Origin of the sequence: Streptomyces sp. JJ38 (assembly GCF_019303475.1) — a bacterium.
Lineage (GTDB): Bacteria > Actinomycetota > Actinomycetes > Streptomycetales > Streptomycetaceae > Streptomyces.
On record NZ_JABLSI010000067.1, the window covers coordinates 1 to 19132 of the forward strand.

17 protein-coding genes are annotated in these 19132 nt (G+C 74.6%); 9 read left to right on the forward strand and 8 right to left on the reverse strand.

The window, feature by feature from the left end; translation table 11 throughout:
• Positions 1-141: 141 nt before the first annotated feature.
• The 4 genes from HPT28_RS24750 (at position 142) to HPT28_RS27780 (ending at position 3704) form a co-directional block, all read left to right on the forward strand.
• On the forward strand, positions 142-507 hold the full coding sequence (locus HPT28_RS24750) for an Rv2175c family DNA-binding protein (protein WP_219093897.1): 366 nt from the start codon (positions 142-144) through the stop codon (positions 505-507).
• Positions 508-661: 154 nt separating this feature from the next.
• Positions 662-1390 (forward strand): thiamine phosphate synthase, encoded by a 729-nt coding sequence (gene thiE, locus HPT28_RS24755; protein ID WP_219093899.1) that lies wholly within the window; start codon positions 662-664, stop codon positions 1388-1390.
• 115 nt (positions 1391-1505) lie between these two features.
• On the forward strand, positions 1506-2423 hold the full coding sequence (gene metF, locus HPT28_RS24760; protein WP_219093902.1) for a methylenetetrahydrofolate reductase [NAD(P)H]: 918 nt from the start codon (positions 1506-1508) through the stop codon (positions 2421-2423).
• Positions 2424-2444: 21 nt separating this feature from the next.
• Complete coding sequence (locus HPT28_RS27780; protein ID WP_219093904.1) at positions 2445-3704, forward strand: hypothetical protein; 1260 nt, start codon at positions 2445-2447, stop codon at positions 3702-3704.
• 18 nt (positions 3705-3722) lie between these two features.
• Here the strand turns inward: HPT28_RS27780 and HPT28_RS24770 are convergent, their stop codons facing one another.
• The 4 genes from HPT28_RS24770 to HPT28_RS24785 all read right to left on the reverse strand — a co-directional run bounded on the left by HPT28_RS24770 (position 3723) and on the right by HPT28_RS24785 (position 9272).
• Positions 3723-5219, reverse strand: a complete 1497-nt coding sequence (locus tag HPT28_RS24770; protein WP_219093905.1) for an NAD(P)/FAD-dependent oxidoreductase — start codon at positions 5217-5219, stop codon at positions 3723-3725.
• Between the two features lie 379 nt (positions 5220-5598).
• Positions 5599-6240 carry a TetR/AcrR family transcriptional regulator gene (locus tag HPT28_RS24775; protein ID WP_219093907.1) on the reverse strand — a complete coding sequence of 214 codons (642 nt, stop codon included), beginning with the start codon at positions 6238-6240 and terminating at the stop codon, positions 5599-5601.
• A gap of 64 nt (positions 6241-6304) precedes the next feature.
• Positions 6305-8560: a YhgE/Pip domain-containing protein gene (locus tag HPT28_RS24780; protein WP_219093909.1), complete on the reverse strand. Its 2256-nt coding sequence runs from the start codon at positions 8558-8560 to the stop codon at positions 6305-6307.
• Positions 8532-9272: an ATP-binding cassette domain-containing protein gene (locus HPT28_RS24785; protein ID WP_219093911.1), complete on the reverse strand. Its 741-nt coding sequence runs from the start codon at positions 9270-9272 to the stop codon at positions 8532-8534. Before HPT28_RS24785 ends, HPT28_RS24780 begins: the two co-directional genes overlap by 29 nt.
• A 273-nt stretch (positions 9273-9545) precedes the next feature.
• Between HPT28_RS24785 and HPT28_RS24790 the strand changes: the two genes are divergently transcribed.
• From HPT28_RS24790 to HPT28_RS24800, 3 genes are all read left to right on the forward strand, one after another.
• Positions 9546-10034, forward strand: coding sequence for an SAV_6107 family HEPN domain-containing protein (locus HPT28_RS24790; protein ID WP_219093913.1), 489 nt, complete (start codon positions 9546-9548; stop codon positions 10032-10034).
• 50 nt (positions 10035-10084) lie between these two features.
• The gene (locus tag HPT28_RS24795) at positions 10085-10834 is read left to right on the forward strand and encodes a methyltransferase (protein ID WP_219093915.1); all 750 of its coding nucleotides are present in this window, start codon (positions 10085-10087) and stop codon (positions 10832-10834) included.
• A gap of 328 nt (positions 10835-11162) precedes the next feature.
• On the forward strand, positions 11163-11591 hold the full coding sequence (locus HPT28_RS24800) for a DUF3040 domain-containing protein (protein WP_219093917.1): 429 nt from the start codon (positions 11163-11165) through the stop codon (positions 11589-11591).
• A gap of 168 nt (positions 11592-11759) precedes the next feature.
• Here HPT28_RS24800 and HPT28_RS24805 read toward each other — a convergent pair whose 3' ends face one another.
• From HPT28_RS24805 to HPT28_RS24820, 4 genes are all read right to left on the reverse strand, one after another.
• Positions 11760-14144, reverse strand: coding sequence for a DUF3488 and transglutaminase-like domain-containing protein (locus tag HPT28_RS24805; RefSeq protein ID WP_219093919.1), 2385 nt, complete (start codon positions 14142-14144; stop codon positions 11760-11762).
• A complete protein-coding gene (locus tag HPT28_RS24810) occupies positions 14141-15454 on the reverse strand; it encodes a DUF58 domain-containing protein (protein WP_219093921.1) in 1314 nt (437 codons plus the stop codon). Before HPT28_RS24810 ends, HPT28_RS24805 begins: the two co-directional genes overlap by 4 nt.
• Positions 15454-16473 (reverse strand): MoxR family ATPase, encoded by a 1020-nt coding sequence (locus tag HPT28_RS24815; RefSeq protein WP_219093923.1) that lies wholly within the window; start codon positions 16471-16473, stop codon positions 15454-15456. The genes HPT28_RS24810 and HPT28_RS24815 overlap by 1 nt, the downstream gene beginning before the upstream one ends.
• A gap of 157 nt (positions 16474-16630) precedes the next feature.
• A complete protein-coding gene (locus HPT28_RS24820) occupies positions 16631-17161 on the reverse strand; it encodes a carbonic anhydrase (protein ID WP_219093925.1) in 531 nt (176 codons plus the stop codon).
• Between the two features lie 367 nt (positions 17162-17528).
• Between HPT28_RS24820 and rsmH the strand changes: the two genes are divergently transcribed.
• Together rsmH and HPT28_RS24830 are read left to right on the forward strand one after the other, a co-directional pair.
• A complete protein-coding gene (rsmH, locus tag HPT28_RS24825) occupies positions 17529-18494 on the forward strand; it encodes a 16S rRNA (cytosine(1402)-N(4))-methyltransferase RsmH (protein ID WP_219093927.1) in 966 nt (321 codons plus the stop codon).
• Positions 18491-18871 (forward strand): septum formation initiator family protein, encoded by a 381-nt coding sequence (locus tag HPT28_RS24830; RefSeq protein ID WP_374227014.1) that lies wholly within the window; start codon positions 18491-18493, stop codon positions 18869-18871. Before rsmH ends, HPT28_RS24830 begins: the two co-directional genes overlap by 4 nt.
• Positions 18872-19132: the final 261 nt, after the last annotated feature.

A 19132-nucleotide genomic window follows, 5' to 3' on the forward strand; every position in this document is an offset into this window, starting at 1 on the left:
GCCGCCCGGCCGCCCCGCTCGCCGCCCGGCCGCCGCCCCGCGCCGCTCGCCGCCAGGCCGACGCTCGGCCCGCCGCCACTCGGGCCACGTGGGCGGCCGTCGCGGTGCCGGATGTCGGCGGCGGATGGCAGGCTAGGGGACGTGACCGAGATTGACGCGAAGATTGATGCTCTCGTCCCCGCCTGGCTCAACCTTCCCGACGTGGCGGAGAAGCTGCACGTCGAGGTGACGCGGGTTCGACAGCTGGTCAAGGAAGGACAGCTCCTCGCGGTGCGCCGCGGCGAGAACCGGGTCCTGATGGTCCCCGCCGACTTCATCGGCGAGGGGCGTATCGTCAAGGGCCTGGCCGGCACGCTGACCCTGCTGAGGGACGACGGCTTCAGCGACGAGGAGATGCTGGAGTGGCTCTTCACCCCGGACGACAGCCTGCCCGGCACGCCGACGCAGGCGCTGCGCGAGAACCGCGGCACCGAGGTGAAGCGCCGCGCGCAGGCGCTCGCCGTCTAGGGCCACCCACGCCCTGAGGCCGGTGGCCGGGCCGACCGCGGCCTCGCCGCGACCGGCCGCCGCAACGAACCGAAGACCGTCCGACGGTCGGGCCCGGGCCCACGCCCACGGGCGACGGCACCGGGCCCGCCGTCCCACCAGGGGGGAACTCCTCATGCCCGCGTCGTCCGCACCGTCCGCCACCGCGTCCGGTGGTACCGCAACGGAGGCCGCCGTGGCCGGCTCCGCCGCCCGGCGGCTCGCCGACGCCCGGCTGTACCTGTGCACCGACGCCCGCACCCGGCAGAGGGACCTGCCGGAGTTCCTCGACGCCGTGCTCTCGGGCGGCGTGGACATCGTCCAGCTGCGCGACAAGGGCATGGAGGCGGGGGAGGAGCTGCGGCACCTGCCCGTCTTCGCGGAGGCCTGCCGCCGCCACGGCAAGCTCCTCGCCGTCAACGACCGGGCCGACGTCGCGCACGCCATCGGCGCCGACGTGCTGCACCTGGGCCAGGGGGACCTGCCCGTCCCCGCGGCCCGCGCCATCCTCGGCCCGAGCCCCGAGGACGTGCTCGTCGGCCGTTCCACCCACGCCGAGGCCGAGGTCGACGCCGCCCTCACCGACGAGGGCGTGGACTACTTCTGCACCGGCCCCTGCTGGCCCACCCCCACCAAGCCCGGGCGGCACGCCCCCGGGCTGTCGCTCGTGCGCTACACCGCCGAACGCGTCGAAGCGCTCGGCAGTGAGCGTCCCTGGTTCGCCATCGGCGGCATCGACGCGACGAACCTGGACGCCGTGCTGGACGCCGGCGCCCGGCGCGTGGTCGTCGTCCGCGCCCTGACGGAGGCCGCCGACCCGCGGGCCGCCGCCGCGGCTCTCGCCGAGCGGCTGCGAGCCCGCTGACGGGGGCCACCTCGGCGGGGGCCACCTGCGGATTCCGAAGGTTTCCAGCCAGGTGAGGCGTCCAGTTGCCGGACATGCCTCCGGCATGCCACTACCGACGGTTAACCTTCGTCCTATGGCCCACGGCACCCCCTCCACCAGGACAGACCGCGCACTGACGATCCGCGAGCTGCTCGCCTCCGGCGAGTGCTCCTACTCGTTCGAGTTCATGGCCCCCAAGACGGCCAAGGGCGAACGGACCCTGTGGAACGCCATCCGCCGCATCGAGGCCGTCGGCCCCACCTTCGTCTCGGTGACCTACGGGGCGGGCGGCTCCTCCCGCGAGGGCACGGTGCGTGCCACCGAGCGCATCGCGACCGACACGACGCTGACGCCCGTCGCCCACCTCACCGCCGTCAACCACTCCGTGACCGAGCTGCGCAACGTCATCGGCCAGTACGCGGACGCGGGCATCCGCAACATGCTCGCCCTCCGGGGCGACCCGCCGGGCGACCCGATGGGGGAGTGGCTCGCCCACCCCGAGGGCGTCTCCTACGCGTACGAGCTGGTCGAGCTCATCAAGGAGTCCGGGGACTTCTGCGTCGGCGTCGCCGCGTACCCCGAGATGCACCCGCGCTCCACGGACTGGGACACCGACGTCCGGCACTTCGTGAACAAGTGCCGGGCCGGGGCGGACTACGCGATCACCCAGATGTTCTTCTATCCGGAGGACTACCTGCGGCTGCGGGACCGGGTCGCCGCGGCCGGCTGCGACACCCCGATCATCCCGGAGATCATGCCCGTCACCAACGCCCGCCAGATCGAACGTTTCGCAAAGCTGAGCAACGCCACCTTCCCGCCGGAGTTGGCCGATAGGATCCTTGCCGTCGGGGACGATCCGGTGGCTGTACGCTCGGTCGGGATCGAGTACGCCACGGAGCTGAGCGCGACCCTGATGGCCGAGGGCATCCCCGGCCTTCACTTCATCACGCTCAACCACTCCACGGCGACGCTGGAAATCTACGAGAACCTGGGGCTGCACCGGCGCTCATAGGGTTCTGCGAGAGGGGCGTACATGGGCTGGACGGTCCTCTACATCCTGTTCGGGCTGGTCGCCCTGTGGCTGCTCGGTGAGGTGCTGCTCCAGTACAAGGCCCGGCTGCGCTGGCGCCTCGTCGCCTTCTTCGGGTTCCTCGCCGTCGTCGTCGGCGTGCTGATGCGCTCGGTGCCCGTCATCGCCCTGGGCACCGTCGGGTTCGGCATCGGGCAGCTGCTGGTCACGCTCTCCTTCCGTCGCGGCTTCGAGAAGGGCTGGGCCCTGGAGAACGTCCCCGGCAGCCGGCTGCGCCGCTCCGGCGAGCCGGGCGAGGAGGAGGGCGCCGAGGGCGAGCCCGTGGACGCCCCGCCGGTCCTGGAGGTCTCCGGGCTGGAGCAGACGGCCGCCTACCAGATGGAGCCGCTGCCCGAGGACACCGGCGAGTACGGCGTGTACGAGCGGGACGCCGAGAGCCGGCCGGGCCGGGACGGCGGGCCGGAGCAGGGGGCACCGTACCCGGCTGGGGGCGCGGGCCCCGAGCAGGGTGGTCACGCACCCCGGAACATCGACCCGTACGCCGACCCCTACGCCGGCCAGTACGCCGACGCGGGCTACGGCACGCCCTACGCGTCTCCTCCGGGCCCGGCGGGCGAGCCGGACCAGCACGGCTACGCCGCGGCCGGATACGACGGCGGCGCGGCGGGCGGATACCCGGGGCCGGAACCGGCGCCGCAGTACGGCGGTTACGAGACACCCGCCGCGGACACCGGCGCCTACGCCTCCTACGCGACGTACGGCTCCCCCGGCGACTATCAGCCGCCGTCCGCCGACTACCCGGCGGACGGCGGCGGGCTGTACGGCTACGGGACGCCTCCGGGCGCGGCCCCCGCCGCGGACCCGCTCGGCGGCTACGCGACCGACTCCGGCTACGGCGGCGGCCAGGGCGGGGCCCCCGCCTACGGCGGCCAGGGCAGCGACCCCGGCTCCTACGGGGGCTACGGGCACGACGCGGGGTACGGCGGCGCCGGGGGCTACGGGGAGGCCGGCTACGCCGCCTACCCGGGCTACCCGGGCCCGGGCGAGCAGAGCGGCTACCCACCGGCCACCGGCACACCCGGCTACGACTCCTACGGCTATCCGACGGCCGGGCAGGCGCCCGACCACGGCGGTGGCTACCCCCAGACCCCGCCGGACGGCGTCTGGGTGCCCCAACAGCGCGAGGACCCCCCGCGGCAGGAGACCTACCCCGCGTACCAGGACGAGTTCGGCTACCCCGCCCCCGGGCAGCCGCGCAACTGAGCGGCCCGGGGCCGTGGTTCAGCTCGAACCGCGCCAGTCGCGGCCCTCGGTCACGAGGCCGGCCACCAGAGCGCCGGACATGCCCGCGTGCGCCAGTCCGCCCCCGGGGTGGGCCCAGCCGCCGAGCGCGTAACGCCCTGGAACGGGCCCCAGGTTCGGCGCGGGACGGCCGGCGCCGGGCGCCCCGGCCAGGGCCGGCACCGGCACCGCTCCGCCCGGGGCCCCCGTCTCCCGCTCGGCGTCCTCGGGCGTGTGGACGGCCCGCCACAGCAGCCGGTCCCGCAGTCCCGGCACCACGGTCTCGGCGGCGCTGATCAACTGCTCGGCGGCGGCCGCGGTGTACTCGGCGTCCGACCAGTCCACGCGGGCCCCCGCCCGGCCGCGCGCGGGGCCGCGGCCGGACCCGCCCGGCGCCGCGACGTGCGGCGGCACCGTGGCCGTCAGCGTCACCGCCTCGTGGTCCGCGTCCGGCACCGCGCCCGGGTCGTCCGGGCGCAGCACGGTGACCGTGGGGGCGGCCAGCGGGTCGGCCGCGTCGAAGAGCGCGGCCAGGGCGGCGTCCCGGTCGGCGGTGTGCACCACGCTGCGGTGCACCACTCCGGCCGGGCGCGACCCGCGCAGGGCCAGCAGCACGGTCAGCCGCGCCCGTCCCGGGGCCGTCCCGGTGCGCGGGCAGCGGCCGTCGACGACGGAGTCGGCCGCCACCTCGGTGCCGTCGCCCAGCAACACGCCGGTCGCGCGCCCGTCCCGCTCGACGACGCCGGTCACCTCGGTGCCGAGCACCACCTCCACGCCGCGTTCGCCACAGCGCCGGTACACGGCGTCGGCCAGCGCCCGCAGACCGCCCGTCACGTACCAGGAGCCGAAGGTGTGCTCGACGTACGGCAGCACGGTGGCACTCGCCGGGGCGGTGCGCGGGTCCAGTCCGTAGCCCACCGCACAGGACTCCAGGAGGGCGACGGCCCGCGGGTCGCCCAGCTCGTGCGCCGCGACCTCGGCCAGCGTGGGCGGACGGCGCCGCAGCAGCCCGCGCCGACGCAGCGCCGGATAGGGGTCGGGCGGAGTCGGCGCGTCCACGAGGGGCTCCTCCAGGAGCGGGCGCCTCGTGGCGTCCCAGGCCGTGCGGGCCCGTACCAGCAGATCCGTCCAGCGGCGGCCGGCGCCCGCGCCGAGGGCCGAGTCCAGCGCGCCGATCAGGCCGGAGCGGGAGATCGGCAGCGTCACCTCGGTGCCGTCGGCGAACCGGTGCAGGGCGGCCGGGTCGAGCTGCCGCGTCGCCACCGCGGACTCCAGGGACTCGCGGCCCGTCTTGAGGAACAGGTCCCGCCAGACGGCCGGCAGGTGCAGCAGCGCGGGACCGGTGTCGAAGGCGAACCCCTCGCGCTCGAACCGCCGCACCCCGCCGCCGTGGGTCTCCGAGCGCTCGTACACCGTGACCCGGTGCCCCGCCGTCGCCAGCCGCGCCGCCCCGGCCAGTGCGCCGAGTCCGGCCCCGATCACCACAATCCGTGCCATGGCCAGCGACTCTACGCCGTGCCAGGCGCCCCCGAGCGCTGGGCACCGGACACCGGAACGCGGTGGGCCGAGCTCCTCAGTCGTGAGTACCGGTACCTAGGCCGTCGGTTGAGTAGCCGCGCGGATGGGCGATGACCTGCGAGGACGGCAGAGTGGTGGGCAACGGAGGACGCCGCGCCGCACCGCCGGCACGGGGCGGCGGAACGGCGCGGCGCCTCCGGCAGGGGGGAAGCCCGGACGTGGGGGAACACGGGGGACGAGTCCGGGGCCCCGGGGGAACACGGGGGCGAACGGGCGGCTTCGGTCTTCGCGCGGCCGGGGCCGCCCGTGGTCCGCCGAACCCGGCCCGGCCCCACCGGGCCCGGGCCGGACGGTCGGGTCAGGGACGTCCGGCGACGCGGCCCTGGAGCAGCAGGGACAGCGAGGCGTGCACCTCGTCCAGCGAGCGGTCCGGCTGGAACGCCTTCCAGTCCAGCGCGGCGACCAGCACCATGCCGAAGAGCGCGGCCGCGGTGAGCGGCACGTCGATCTCGTCGCTGAGCTCGCCCTCCGCGACACCGAGCCGCAGCTGCTCCTCCACCACGGCGACCGCCTCGGCCCGTACGACCATCAGCGTCGACTGCCAGGTGCGGTTCTGCCGCCAGAGCTCGGCCACGAACAGCTGGGTGAGGGCCGGGTAGCGGTCGATGAACACCAGCCCCGCGCGCACCATCGCGTCCAGGGCGTCCACGCGCGTCCCCGAACGCTCCCGGGCCCCGGCCGCCGCCTCCCGCAGGCGCTGCGCGAGCAGTTCGACGCCGTGCCGCAGCAACTCCTCGAACAGCTCGTTCTTGCTGGCGAAGTTGTAGTAGACGGTGCCCTTGGCCACGCCCGCGGCCTCGGCGATCTCGTCCACCGTCGTGGCCGAGAACCCCTGCTCGGCGATGAGGTGGACCGCCGCCTCGTACAACTTCTGCCGGGTGGCGGTACGGCGCGCGCTCGCGCCTGCCGGGCTCCCGGGCCCCTTGGTGCCGCTCTTCATGCCCACGATTGTCCTCCGGGCCCGTGGCCGGCCGTCCGACCGGCCTCCCCGGCGTGTGCCCGTCTCACAGGGTGAGCTCCGGGTGCAGCCGCTTGAGCGTCCACACCGAGCCGCGCCGCGCCGTCCAGGCCGTGGCGGCCAGCGCCGCGGCGGTGAAGCCGAGCAGCACCGCGACACCCTGCCAGACGGGCCCGAGCCCGCCCCCGGTGACCAGGTGGCGCAGCCCCTCGACGACGTACGTCATCGGCAGGAAGGGGTGGACCGCGTTGAAGAAGCCCGGGCTCGTCTGCACCGGATAGGTGCCCCCGGCCGAGGTGAGCTGGAGCATCAGCAGGACGAGCACCATGATCCGTCCCGACGGGCCGAACTGCGCGTTGAGCCACTGGACGATGGCGGTGAAGCAGGCCGACACGAGCAGCAGGAAGCCCAGCGTCCCGGCCGGACGGGCCATCTCCAGCCCCAGCCCCGGCGCCCAGTGCAGGACGGCCAGCAGCACCGACGCCTGCACGGCGCCCACCGCGGCCACCGGCAGCCAGGCCGCCAGGGCCGTGCGCACCGCCGGGGCCCCCGCGGCCAGCGCCCGCCGGTTGAGGGCCGGCAGCAGCATGTAGGCCACCATCGCGCCCACCCACAGGGCGAGGGGTATGAAGTACGGGGCGAACCCCGTGCCGTAGTTGGGCGCGGCGTGGAGGTTGCGGGAGGCGAGCTCCACCGGGTCGGCCATGACCGCGCTGCGGTCCGCCCGCTCCTCGTCCCCGTAGTCCGGGATCTGCTTCACGCCGTCGCGCAGACCGTCGGCCAGCCGCAGCGAGCCGTCGGCGAGCTTGATCATGCCGCCGTCCAGCAGGTCCGCGCCGTCGCTCAGCTCGACCAGACCGCTCTCCAGCCGACCCGCTCCGCCGGCGGCCTTCGTCAGCCCGTCGTGCAGCTCCTCGGAGCCGTCGTGGACCTTCTTCGCCCCGTCGTTGAGGGCGTTGACCTGCTTGACGGCGAGCCGCAGGTCGTCGTCGAGGTGCGGCGCACGCTTCTGCACCTTCAGCGCGATGTCGCGGAGCTCGTCGAGGTCGTCGCCGAGGTCGTCGAGGCTCTCGTAGCCGTCGATGTGCTCCTTCACGTCGTCGGCCGCGTCGGCGGCGCCGCGGCTGTACTCGGCGTACCGGCCCAGGTCGGCGCAGTGCTCCTCGCTCAGCGCGGGCGTGTTCGCGGCATCCGGCGACGGACCCCCGGTGCCGCCGACCGTGCCGCCGTCGGCGTCACCGGACGTGCCGGGGCGCGGCAGGCCCGGCCACTGCGGCGGGGACGGGTCTCCGGGCAGCAGTCCGCCGTCCGGGCTCTCGGGCGTACCCGGCACGCACAGCAGCCGGTGCAGCCCCTCCGTACCGTCGGCCGCCGCGTCGGCGAGCCGGGCGGCCCGGGCCGCGTCCTTGGGCAGGCTGTCGAGGTGCTTCTTGGCCGCCTCGGCGCCCTCGGCCACCTTCCCCGCCGCCTTCGCGATGTCCTCGCCGCGCTCCTCGGTGAAGGGCACGACGGCGTCGGCGATCCCGTTGACCTTGTCCGCGAGCTTCTGGGTGCCGTCGGCGACCTTCTTCGCGCCGTCCTCCAGCCGTCCCGCGCCCCGGTCCAGCCGGTCCACGCCGTCGGCCAGCTCCTCACCGCCGTCCTCGGCCCGGGAGGCGCCGTCCTTGAGATCGCCCGAGCCGTCCTTGGCCTCGTCGATCCCGTCCTTGAGGTCGCCCGCTCCGTCGGCCGCGTCCTGGGTGGCGTCGTGGATGGCGGAGAAGGCGATGAAGATGTTGTCGTAGAAGCCGCGGGACGTCTTGCTGGACGCGGCGGCGCGCACCTCGGAGAACACGGTGCGGGCGATCTGGCCCACGATGTAGTTGTTGGCGTCGTTCGTGCGTACCCGCAGCGCACCCGTCTCCGGATGGTCGCCGGAGCTGGAGGTCACCTCGGCGCTGAACTCCTCGGGAATCGTCAGGGACAGGAAGTACCGGCCCTCTTCCACCCCCTCGGCGGCGTCCTCGGCCGTCGTCTCGCGCCAGTCGAAGGTCTCGCTGTCGTGCAGGGCCCGGCTGAGGTCGTCGCCGGCGGTGATCTCGCGCGGCTCGCCGCCCGCCGGGCTCTCGACGGTGGTCCCCGCGTCCTCGTTGACCAGGGCCACCGGTATGCGGTCCAGCCGCTCGTAGGGGTCCCAGAAGGACCACAGGTACAGGGCGCCGTAGAGCAGCGGCAGCAGCATGATCGTGACGAGCGCCGCCCGGGGCAGCCGCCCCCGCCCGAAGCGCTTCAACTCAAGCGCGGCCAGTCGCGGTGAGCGCATCCTGCGCCTCTCCCTCCCCGTTGCCTTCTTCGTTCGTGTCGGTCCCGCCGCGCGCGGTGCTGAGCACCAGCGCGTCGGCGGGCGGCTCGCTGCACACCGCGAGCACCGTCGTGCCCGCGCCGCTCACCGACCGCAGCAGCTCCCACAGCAGCTCCCGCTCCTCGTCGGCGAGCTTGAGGTCGGCGTCGTCCACGGCGAGCAGCCGCGGCTCGTCGAGCAGGGCCAGGGCTGTGCCGAGCCGCAGCGCCTCGAGCCGTTCCAGATCCCGGACGGCGGTGCGCGGGCCCTTCGGCAGCGTGTCCAGGTCCAGCCCGGCCCGCTCCAGGGCCCGGTCCACCCGGGCCCGGCGCTCGGCGGCGCGTTCCCGGCGGCCGATGCGGAAGCGGCGGCGCAGCAGGGCCCGTTCGCGCAGTTGCTCGGTCACGGTCCACGAGGGCTCCAGGTCCGTGACGCCGGGCACCGGGCCGAGAGCCGCGATGCGCCGGACCGAGCCCATCCGGGACGGGATCCGGTGGCCGCCGACGCTGGCGTGTCCGGTGGTGGGGCGCATTCGGCCGGTGAGGGTGAGCAGCAGACACGTCCGGCCCGAGCCCGAGGGGCCGGTGATCGCGATGAGGGCGCCCGGCGGGGCGTCCACGTCCACCGCCTCGAACACCGTCCCCTTGGAACCCGTCAGCCCCAGACCCTCGGCGCTGACCTCCGCCCCTTCCATGCCGTCCTCCCCGAAGACAGTTTTGAACTGACTGGTCAGTTCAAAAGTGTAGAGCAGTGGCGGACGTGCACCGCGCGGGGGCGGACGAGCAGCGGACACGGCTCTCGCGCGGGAGAGAACGCGCAGGTCAGGGCCGATTGTCAGTGGGGCACCGCACGATGTGGGTGTACGGACTCCGGAACGGGCCGGCACACGGCCCGTGTACGGCTGACCGGTCGACCGGCCTCCCGGCCGAACCGCCGGGAGGCCAAGGAAGCGAAGGAGGCACCAGTCATGACGAAGCTGAACGTCCCTCCGAGCGACATCCACCCCGTGCCGCGCCCGGCCGCGGTGCCGCCCGCTGTGCTGGACCTGCTGTCGCAGGCCCAGCACGGGCTGGACGAGGCGGCGGCACACGAGCAGCCCAACGAGCGCTACGCGACCGCCCATCTCGCCGCCCTGCGCACTGCGGCGGCCGTCCTGGCCGTGCGCGGCCGTCCCGAGAAGCACACTCGGGCCCGCCGGCGCATCCGCAGCGCCTGGGAGGTGCTGCCGGAGGTGGCGCCCGAGCTCGCCGAATGGAGCGCCTTCTTCGCCGCCGGCGCCGAGCGCCGCGCCCGTGCCGAGGCGGGCATACGCGGCGCGGTGACGGCCCGTGAGGCCGACGACCTCCTGCGCGACGTCGGCATGTTCCTGCACCTCGTGGAGCGCATGCTGGTCTCCCAGCCCGCGTTTCCCCGCGCCCGCGCGCAGGCGGAACCGGCGGTGGTGGCGAGGCAATAGGGTGGGGGCTGCCAGCCCACGTACGTTCCGCCGCCGAGGAGCCACACGCCATGTCCCGCCCGCGCGCCGCCCTCCGTACCGCCGTGGTCTGGGAGGTGCTGAGCGAAGCCCTGCACCGCCGGAGCGAGGCGGTCGGCCGGCCCGCGCTCGACGTGCTCGACGCCGGGGGCGGCTCGGGGCACTTCGCCGTGCCGCTCGCCCGGCTGGGCCACCGCGTCACCGTGGTGGACCCGAGCCCCAACGCGCTCTTCGCCCTGGAGCGCCGCGCCGCCGAGGAGGGCGTGGCCGACCGGGTGCGCGGTGTGCAGGGGGACGCGCACGACCTGCTCGACGTGGCCGAGCGCGCCGGGTACGACGCCGTGCTCTGCCACGGCGTCCTGGAGTACGTGGACGACGCGGGGGAGGGCCTGCGGAACGCCGTGGCGGCCCTGCGTCCCGGCGGCGGGGTCCTCAGCGTGCTGGCGGCGGGGCTCGGCGGCGCCGTGCTGGCCCGAGCCCTCGCCGGGCACTTCACGGAGGCCCGCCACGCCCTGGGGGACCCGCAGGGCCGCTACGGGGAGTCCGACCCGATGCCGCGCCGCTTCACCGCCGAGCAGCTCTCCGCCCTGGTGGCCGAGACGGGGCTGACGGTCGCCGCCGTGCACGGCGTGCGCGTCTTCAGCGACCTCGTTCCCGGCTCCCTGGTCGACGCTGAGCCGGGCGCCTTGGAGGCGCTGGCCCAGCTGGAGGCGGCGGCGGCCGAACTGCCCGCCTTCCACGCCGTGGCCTCCCAGCTGCACGTCCTCGCCGAGGTGGGCTGAGGCGGTGGATGTCCCCTGTGGCGCGCGGGGCCGCCGGGATCCGTCCGAGCGTCCGTCGAGCCTTTCGTGGTGGGCTGAGGGCGTGCCCTCGGTTACAGAACCCCGCAGACCGCCCGATCAGCGCAATGTCGCCGTATGATTCGGAGAGAACCACCGGGGCATGACGTGCGGCATGCAGGGGAATGAACAGGCCACCGCAGCGGCCCGTCATACCTGACCCGATGGGAGGAACAAGGCGCAGAGGGGCGGGTTTCACGGGGGCGATTCCCTGCCTATCCTTGAAGGGTCGCATCCGGTCGCCCCCGCGACCGACGAGTAGGAGGACTCCGTGCCGCTCTCTGAGCACGAGCAGCGCATGCTCGAGCAGATGGAGCGAGCGCTGTACGCAGAAGATCCCAAGTTCGCGACAGCGCTCGAGGGTAGTGACCTGCGGGCGCCGACCCGCCGCCGGATCTACCAGGCGGTAGCGGGCTTTCTGGTCGGTATCGCGCTTCTCATGGCCGGCATGGTCTACCAGGTGGTCTGGCTGGGCGTGGTCGGTTTCCTCGTGATGCTCGGATGCGCCGTGCTGGCCGTGACGGGCTGGCGCAAGGGGCCGCAGCCCGGCTCCGAGGGTGAGGGCGAAGGCCAGGGCGGGTCCGGTGAGGGCCGCCGCGGCCGGGAGCACGGCCGCGGCCGTCGCCAGAAGCCGCCCAAGCGGTCGATGATGAACCGCATCGAGGATCGCTGGCAGCGCCGCCGGGACGAACAGCAGTAAACAGCGCGGTACACCGCCTGACCGAGGCCACCCGAAGGGTGGCCTCTTCTTTTGCGTTCCTTGACGCCCGTTTCAGGGCCTCCGCCCGTCCGCTCCCGGCCCCGGGAGCGGACGGGCGGGCGCCGGCCGGTGGCCGGGCCCCTGCGGGCGCCGGCCACCGGCCGTGGCTCAGCCGCGGCTGAGCCGGGCCCGCAGGGAGACCGCCGCCCGGGACCAGAACGCGCGGTGGGCGTCCATGAGGGCGCGCCCCCGCTCGGAGACGGCCCACAGCGCCCGGACGGAGGAGCGGGGCAGGACGACGGCCCGCATCCGGGTCCACCGGGACGCCGAGGCCCGCAGCCCGGCCCGCACCGCCGTCACGTCGGCCGCGTAGGGGCCGGGAGGGGCGGGCCGCGGAGCGTACAGGGCGCGTTCCACCGCGTCGGCGAGCCGGTGGAGTGCCGCGGCGGCCGGTCCGTCGAGCCGCCCGGCCTCGGCCATGCGGGCCGCCGCCTGCCGGGGTGTGGCCGACTCGTCCGGCGGGATGCCGAAGTCCCAGCCCGCGTCGAGGGCCTCCTGCCAGCAGGTGAGGGGACCGCCGTCGGTCCGCCGGCGCCGTACCGTCAGCCGCCACAGCAGCGGGGACAGGACGAGCGCCGCCACGAGCAGGACGCCGCCCAGGCCGAGGCCGACGAAGAGGACGACGGTCCCCACCGTCTTCCACAAGGAGTCGTCGCCGGAAGAGCCCGCGGCGCCCGCGTCGTTCTCGCAGCCCCCGACGCCGGGCGGGCACGCGTCCTCCGGCGCCTCCGGCGCGCTGGAGGGCTCGTCCGTCGTCCCCGGCCGCGGCAGGTCGGGCTCGTCCGAGCCGCCGGGGTCGGGCAGGACGGGCATCGCGTACTCCGGCGTGGTGCCCCGGGAGGGAGTGGGCTCGAAGCGGGTCCAGCCGACGCCCTGGAAGTACAGCTCGGGCCAGGCGTGCGCGTCCTGGAGCCCGACCTCGCGCGTGCCGCCTGAGGAGCCGGTGCCCGGGGTGAAGCCGATCGCCACCCGCGCCGGGATGTCCAGCGTCCGGGCCATCGCGGCCATGGAGAAGGCGAAGTGGACGCAGAAACCCTCCTTCTGCTCCAGGAAGCGCGCTATGGCCTCGCTGCCGCTGCCCGCGGCGACCTCCGTGTCGTAGGTGAAGCCGCCCTGGACGGCGAACCAGTCCTGGAGGGCGATGGCGCGCTCGTAGTCGTTGCGCGCCGTGCTGGTCACGGTGCGGGCCGTCTCCTCCACCACGGCGGGCAGGTTCTCCGGCACCGAGGTCTGCTCCCGGCGGATGTCCATGGGCGCCCGTGGCGCGTTCGCCAGCTGCTCGGCGGTGGGCTTGACCAGCAGGCTCCGCACCTCGTACTGCGCGCCGGCCGTGGTCTGCCCCTTGTCGCCGACGACGGTGCGGCCGATGGGCTCGAAGCGCCAGCGTCCGTCGATGTTCACCTGGTCGGCGGGGTAGGGCATGGGCAGCCAGGTCTGCTCGTACCAGTCGGCCGCGGCGATGCGGGTGGTCACGGCCTCCCGATCCACTCCGGGGGACAGGCCCGGCGGCGTGGGGAACTGATGCGACGGCACGTCCGTGATGCGCCGCTGGGAGGGGCGCCACGACGTGCCGTCGAACTCGTCGAGCGCCACGATCCGCAGGTACAGCCCGCTGACGTCCTCGGCGTCGGTCTCGTACGTGAGGACGGTCCGGTTCTCCGGCTGGTTGAGACTGTTCTGCAGCTCGACCAGCGGGTTGACGGCGGTGACCGTGTTGCCGTCGCCCGGGCCGCCCCGGCCGCCCTCGCCGTCGTTGGTCAGCAGGCCGGTGCCGAGCGCGGGCAGCGCCAGCGGCACGAGCAGCGCGAACCCGAGCGCGGCGAATCCGATCCGCCGTCCCGTGCGCACCGGTGAGGCCGAGCGCACCCGGGAGCTCGGGCCGCCGCCCGGCAGCGCGGTGCCGAACACCTGGCCCCACTGCACGAGTCGGTGGCGGCTCTCGGCGAGGAGCAGGAGCAGATAGCCGGCCGCCGCACACAGGAACCACAGCCAGCGCCCGCCGTCCTCACCGGCGAGTCCGGAGGCCACGGAGTAGAGCGCGAGCAGCGGCAGCCCGGCCGGGGCCGCCGTGCGGTAGGTGGCGGCGAGGACGTCCACCATCAGGCCGATCAGCAGCACGCCGGCGACGAGCATGAGCCGGATGCCGTCCGTCAGCGGCGCCGGTATCACGTACTGGCTCACGTCCTCGCCGCCCTGGGTGAACAGGTCGCCGAAGTGCGTGAAGGCGTCCGGCCCCGGAATGAACCCGGCGACGGCCGACTCCCGCACGAACAGGAAGGTGAGCGCGAGCAGCGCCAGCACCAGCTGGGCCGTGATCGTCAGCCCGCGCGGCAGCGGGACGCGCCGCAGCCCGGTACCCAGGGCGCTGACCAGGCCGAGCACCAGGGCCGCCTGGAACAGCCAGGAGGCGTCGCGCACCAGGGGCAGCAGTGCGGTGGCCGCCGCGACGGTGGCCAGCCACCCGCACACCGCGAGCCGTGCCTGTCCGCTCATCGGACGCCCCCCGTCGTCGTCATCGGGCCGCCGCCGGCCGCGTTCGTCCGGTCGGCCAGCTGCCACACCCGCGGCAGCGCGTCCCACGGGGTGAACGGCACGACCGTCCAGCCCGCCTCGCGCAGGGCGCGCATCTGTTCCTCCTCAAACTGCGGCGCCTGCTGACCCCGGGGGACGAGCGCGACCGCGCCGCCCGCCCGTTGCCGGATGCGGGCCGTCAGTGTGGCCTGGGACGGGTCGAGGTGGCCGAGGAAGGCGACCAGCAGGCCGCAGCCGCCCTCCCGCAGCCGGTCGTGGGCCCGTTGCAGGCCGGTCTCGTGGGAGTGGCCGACGACGGCGAGGGCGTCCAGCAGCAGGCCGGCCGTGTCCGAGCCGTCCCCGCCGGTCAGCAGGCCCTCCGGGCCCGGGGCCAGGGTTCCGGTGTCGGTGAGCAGCCGCACCTGGTAGTCGCGTTCCAGCAGGTGTATCGCGACGGAGGCGGCGCCGGTGACCGCCCACTCGAACGGCGAGTCCGGACCCGAACCGGCCCAGGCGAGCCGTCGCGTGTCGAGCAGCACGGTGGCCCGGGCCCGCTCCGGCTGCTCCTCACGGCGCACCATCAGCTCGCCGCGGCGGGCCGTGGAACGCCAGTGGACGCGCCGGACGTCGTCGCCGTGCCGGTAGGCGCGCGGAATCACGTCGTCCTCACCGGTGACGGCGATCGCGCGCCGCCGGCTCTCGCCGTACCCGGAGGCCTCGCCGAGCAGCTTGACCGGCGGGAGGGCCTGCACGGCCGGGATCACGGTCAGGGTGTCGCGGGTGCTGAACGAGCGCGTCAGCTCGACCATCCCGAACGGGTCGGTCACCCGGAGCTGGAGCGGGCCCAGCGGATAGTGTCCCCGGAGGTCGGAACGGACGCGGTAGGACACCTCGCGGCGCCCGCCTCCCTCGATCCGGTCCAGGACGAAGCGGGGCCGCGGCCCCAGCACGTAGGGCACCTGGTCCTGGAGCATGAGCATGCCGGTGGGGACCCGGGACACGTTGTCGACGCGCAGGTGCACCCGGGCCTCGCTGCGCACGGGGACGCGGGCCGGGCTCAGCCGCCGGGCGCCGGTCACCCGGTGCCGGGTGCGGTGCAGGACGGCGACGCACACCAGGGGCAGGACGGCGAGCAGCACCCCGATGCGGAGCAGCTCCGGCTGGCCCAGGATGTAGGCGCTCACGGCCGCCGCGACACCCGCGGCCAGGAAGGACCGGCCGCGGGTGGTGAGCCCGCCGAACGAGACGCGCAGCGAACCCGGTGCGGAGCCGTGCTCGCGGGCGGGGGCCATCAGAACCCCCGGGCCTGCACCGGAGCCGGGGCCTGGGCCCCGCCCGGGGCGGGCGCGGGGCTGGGCAGCGGGGTGCGCTGCACGATGTCGTAGACGATGTGCTCCGCCGTCCGCCGGTTGAGCTGGGCCTGCGCGGTGGGCAGCAGCCGGTGCGCCAGGACGGGCATGGCGAGGAACTGGACGTCGTCCGGCAGGGTGAAGTCGCGTCCGTTCAGGGCCGCGGCGGCCCGGGCGGCCCGCAGCAGTTGCAGGGTGGCCCGCGGTGAGGCGCCCAGTCGCAGTTCGGGGTGGTTGCGGGTGGCCGTGACGAGGTCGACGGCGTACCGCTTGACCGGCTCGGCGACGTGCACACCGCGCACCGCCGCGATCAGCTTGGAGATGTCGTCGGCGTGCGCGACCGGGCGCAGGCCCGCCAACGGGGAGACGCCGCCGTGGACGTCGAGCATCTCCAGCTCGGCCGCCGTGCTCGGGTAGCCGATGGACAGCCGTGCCATGAAGCGGTCCCGCTGGGCCTCGGGCAGCGTGTAGGTGCCCTCCATCTCCACCGGGTTCTGGGTGGCGACCACCATGAACGGGTTCGGCAGCGGGTAGGTCTGGCCGTCGATGGTGACCTGCCGCTCCTCCATGGACTCCAGCAGCGCGGACTGCGTCTTGGGCGAGGCGCGGTTGATCTCGTCTCCGATGACGATCTGGGCGAAGATCGCCCCCGGCTTGAACTCGAACTCGCGGCGCTCCTGGTCGTACACGCTGACGCCGGTGATGTCGGAGGGCAGCAGATCCGGCGTGAACTGGATCCGGCGCACCGAGCAGTCGATCGACCTGGCCAGTGCCTTCGCGAGCATGGTCTTGCCCACGCCCGGCACATCCTCGACGAGCAGGTGCCCCTCGGCGAGCAGCACGGTCAGGGCCAGCCGGACGGCCTCCGGTTTGCCCTCGATCACGCTCTCCACCGAACGGCGCACCTCGTCCGCCGTGGCCGTCAGATCGCTGAGGTTCTCTCGTGCGTCATACGTCGTCACCCGGCCCTCCTAGGCCCATTCCCAAGGCCGGACCTCACGGGTCACAAGGCCGGCCCTCCCCTGAAGCGTCCACGGGGCCGGCCGGTCCAGGAAGAGGAAGAGACCCGGTGGCACGGTGCCGTGGACAGCACATTGTTCACGTACACCGTGCCAAACGTCACTTCGTGGGGGAGCCCCCGGGCTCGATCTCGCGCAGCAGACCCGTGGTCACGTCGAAGACGAACCCGCGCACGTCGTCGGTGTGCAGCAGGAACGGGGACGTACGGACCCGCTCGATCGACTGGCGCACGTCCTGGTCGACGTCCCGGAAGGCCTCGACGGCCCACGACGGCCGCTGGCCCACCTCCAGTTCCAGATCGTGCCGGAAGTCCTCGGTGAGCTTCATCAGTCCGCAGTCGGTGTGGTGGATGAGCACCACGGACCTGGTGCCCAGCGCACGCTGGCTGATCGTCAGCGAGCGGATCACGTCGTCGGTGACGACGCCGCCCGCGTTGCGGATGGTGTGGCAGTCGCCGAGCCGCAGGCCGAGTGAGGCGTGCAGGTCGATGCGGGCGTCCATGCACGCCACCACGGCGACGTTCAGCACGGGGGCGGCCCCCATGCCCGGGTCGGTGAAGGCTTCGGCGTACTCGGCGTTGGCTTCGACGAGACGGTCCGTGACCGTGCGCGAGTTCGGGGAGGTCGACATGGTTCCGACCGTAGCGGCGACGCCGGGAATCGGCTCGCCGTGAGATCGGACGTAGGGGAGATATCGGGGTGAGCGCGCGGCCTTGTGAGGCACTCCACAGGCGGCCGTCGCCGCGGGGGACCGGTCACGGAGGCGCGGGACGCGCCCGACCGGTTGATTGACCGAGCGGGCGACTGGACTAGAGTTGACGCGGACGGGAGCAGAGCGGGCGGTCGACCGGCCACTCCCGCACCTTCCCGGCCCTCACCGGCACGCCCCGCGCCTGCCCGCACCCAGTGGCGGAACGGCCGGGTCGCGGAGCCGGGTCGGCGTCCGCCGCCCGCCTCGCCGGGTCCGGGCCGGAGCAGAGCCGGGACTGAGAGGGCACATGACCGACAGCGAAGAACGGCACGTTCCGGTCATGCTCCAGCGGTGTCTGGAGCTTCTGGCCCCCGCGCTAGAGCGGCCCGGAGCCGTCGTCGTCGACTGCACCCTCGGCCTCGGCGGCCACAGCGAGGCGCTGCTCGACGCCTTCCCCGAGGCCCGCCTCATCGCCCTGGACCGCGACCCCGACGCGCTGAAGCTCGCGGGGGAGCGCCTGGCCCGCCACGCCGACCGCGCCACCCTGGTGCACGCCGTCTACGACGAGCTGCCCCGCGTCCTCGCCGAGACGGGCACCCCGCGCGTGCAGGGCGTCCTGTTCGACCTCGGCGTCTCCTCGATGCAGCTCGACGAGGCGGACCGTGGCTTCGCCTACGCCCAGGACGCGCCGCTGGACATGCGCATGGACCAGACCCGCGGCATGTCCGCCGCCGAGGTGCTGAACACCTACCCGCCGGGCGAACTCGTCCGCATCCTGCGCGCCTACGGCGAGGAGAAGCAGGCCCGGCGCATCGTGGAGGCCGTCGTCCGGGAACGCGAGCGGGAGCCCTTCGGCAACAGCGCCCGGCTGGTCGAACTGATCCGCGCCGCGCTGCCGCAGGCCGCCAAACGCACCGGGGGCAACCCGGCCAAGCGCACGTTCCAGGCCCTGCGCATCGAGGTCAACGGCGAACTCGCCGTCCTGGAGCGCGCCCTGCCGGCGGCCGTGGACGCCCTCGCCGTGGGCGGACGGATCGCCGTGCTGTCCTACCACTCGCTGGAGGACCGCCTGGTCAAGCAGGTGTTCGCCGCCGGTGCCGCCAACACCGCGCCACCCGGCCTGCCCGTCGTCCCCGAGCGGTACCAGCCCCGGCTGGAGCTGCTGACGCGGGGAGCCGAACTGCCCACCGAGGAAGAGGTCGCCCGCAACCGCCGCGCCGCTCCGGCCCGGCTGCGCGGGGCGCGACGCATCCGGGAGGTAGCCCCAGCATGACCGGTTCGACCGGACGTTCCGCACGTCCCTGGGGGCCCGCGCTCGCCCGGCTGGTCCCCTCGGGCGGCTCCACCGCCGCCCGCACCCCCTTCGTCCTGCTCGTCGTCGTCCTGCTGGGTGGCGGGCTGCTCGCCCTGCTGCTGCTCAACGCCGCCGTCAACGAGGGCTCGTTCGAACTGGGCAAGCTCCGGCAGGAGACCAAGGAGCTGACCGACGAGGAGCAGGGGCTCCAGCAGGACGTCGACTCCTTCTCCGCCCCGGGCGCGCTGGACCGCAGGGCGCGGGAGCTGGGCATGGTCCCCGGTGACGTCCCGGTGTTCCTGAAACCGGACGGTACGGTCCTGGGCGAACCCTCACCCGCGCCGGACGCGCGATGAGCCCGCAGGAACCGCCGCGCCGACGCGTCCCCCGCCCGGCCCGGCCCACGGGCGGCGACCGACGCGGCGACGGCCGACGCGGCGGCGAGCGGCGGGGCGACGGCGGACGCGGTGGCAACGCACGTGGTGGGAACCCCGACGGCGCTGGCCGGCGCGGTGGTGACGCGCGCGGCGGTGACCGTCGCGGTGACGGACGGCGCGGTGACGGGCGGCGCGGTGACGGGCGGCGCACCGCCCCTCGGCGGCCGCCCCGCCCCCGGT